This is a genomic window from Terrisporobacter muris, from assembly GCF_024621905.1.
Taxonomy (GTDB): domain Bacteria; phylum Bacillota; class Clostridia; order Peptostreptococcales; family Peptostreptococcaceae; genus Terrisporobacter; species Terrisporobacter muris.
The window spans coordinates 1-1961 of record NZ_JANKBY010000491.1; the positions used below are offsets into that span (position 1 = coordinate 1).

Consider the following 1961-nt stretch of genomic DNA (forward strand, 5'->3'; position numbering starts at 1 on the left):
CCGATCTATTCCATAGATATTATAGAAACTAATTTTTTTCTTTGAAAGTTGATATACTAAATCTTATATATAATATTTTATTATGGAGGTAGTATCTATGCCTGGTACTTATGCACATTATGCTTTTGGAAAAAAAGTTTTAGAGCAAGTTGATGATGAGGTTTCTAAAATTATTTCAAAAAATATTGATTTATTTTTCATAGGTCTCCATGGACCAGATATTTTCTTTTATTACAAACCAATACTATATCATAATCCAACAAATAAATTAGGACATAGTATTCACTATGAAAAGGCAAATATATTTTTTGAAAAATCGATAAATATAATAAAAAAATCAAATGATAAAGAAAAATCATTAGCTTATGCATTTGGTTTTTTATGTCATTTTATGCTAGACAGTGAATGTCATCCTTATATCAATAAAACAACTAAATATGAGAATTTATCTCATACTGAAATTGAATCTGAGTTTGATAAGTTATTAATAAACAAAGAAGGAAAAAATCCTTTTTCTGTAGATTTAACCACTCATATTAATGCAGATAGTACTTTAGCTGAAGTTATATCACCATTTTTTGATACAGATACCTCAAAAATTACTAGAGCTCTTAAATCTATGAAATTTTACAACTCTATTTTCAATACCCCAAATAAAATAAGTAGGTTTATTATTTTTTCTGGGCTTAAAATTTCAGCTCTTTATAATAAATTACACGGAATATTTTTTAATTTAGATGAGAATCCAAGATGCAAAAACATATGCTTAAATATTGAAAATTTATATGATTGTTCTATTAATAAAGCAGCTAATATACTTGAAGATTTTTATACTTCTATCAAAAATAACTCTCCTTTACCACAAAGACTAAATAGAAATTTTGAGTAAATATGAAAATTTACACCTTCCTCTACATGATATTATTTCTATTGTATATCATAGATAATCTGACATAAAGAAGGTGTTTTTTATTACTATAGAACAAAATAAATATAAAAGTTTTTCTTTAGCATAATAAGAATTATGTATATCTCAATCTTCTTTATCTAAGCAAATAAAAGCATGAGAAAACGAATTAAATATTTTACTATTTAATAGAACTACTCGTAGCATTAGCTTAGTACTTTTTATTTATAAAAATTTTCATACTCATATACTATATTTTGATGGCTTCATTTTCAATTCAAAGAAATAAATCATTTATTCCCTCAGAGAATAAATAGTTTATATTCATTTTTATATTTTACAATTATTTCTTGATTTTTTTATTTTTTCATATATAATTAAGTTAACTTAATTACTCTTACAAGTTAACCTAATTATATATTATTAAGGAGGATTATTATGAAACTTTCAACTAAAGAACTTATATTATGTTCTATTTTTGCTGCTATAGTTGCAATTTTGTCGCAAATTTCAATACCATTACCATTTACAACCGTTCCACTTACTATGCAAATTTTAGCTGTAGCTGTAACAGGATTAATACTTGGTTCTAAATTAAGTACTATTTCTGTTTTAATTTATTTATTATTAGGATGCATTGGTATTCCTGTATTTGCTCAATTTTCAGGAGGAGTTGGTATTTTGTTCGGTCCAACGGGAGGATATTTACTAGGACTTCCTTTAATGGTTTATATAATAGGTCTTGCTAAAGATAAATCTTCATCTACTATAATAATTTTCTTATCACTAATAGCAGGATTAATTATCGTATACATAACAGGAACATTAATGTTTGCATCAATAACAGGAAATACAATTCATCAAAGTATTTTATATTGTGTCGCTCCTTTTGTATTGGTAGATTTTATAAAATTAATACTAGCTTACATAGTGGGCTCAACTGTTTCAAAAAGAGTGTCGTCTACTCTTATTTATAATGAAAACTAATTAATTATTTCACCGACATATTACTTATTCAAATAGAATTTTTTTATTACTTATTAATATATAGATC

General features: G+C 24.4%; 2 protein-coding genes. Both read left to right on the forward strand.

Going from position 1 to position 1961, the window contains the following annotated elements; genetic code table 11:
- Positions 1-97: 97 nt before the first annotated feature.
- Positions 98-889: a zinc dependent phospholipase C family protein gene (locus NSA58_RS19630; protein WP_039680195.1), complete on the forward strand. Its 792-nt coding sequence runs from the start codon at positions 98-100 to the stop codon at positions 887-889.
- A gap of 456 nt (positions 890-1345) precedes the next feature.
- Positions 1346-1894 (forward strand): biotin transporter BioY, encoded by a 549-nt coding sequence (locus NSA58_RS19635; protein ID WP_074429106.1) that lies wholly within the window; start codon positions 1346-1348, stop codon positions 1892-1894.
- Positions 1895-1961 lie beyond the last annotated feature (67 nt).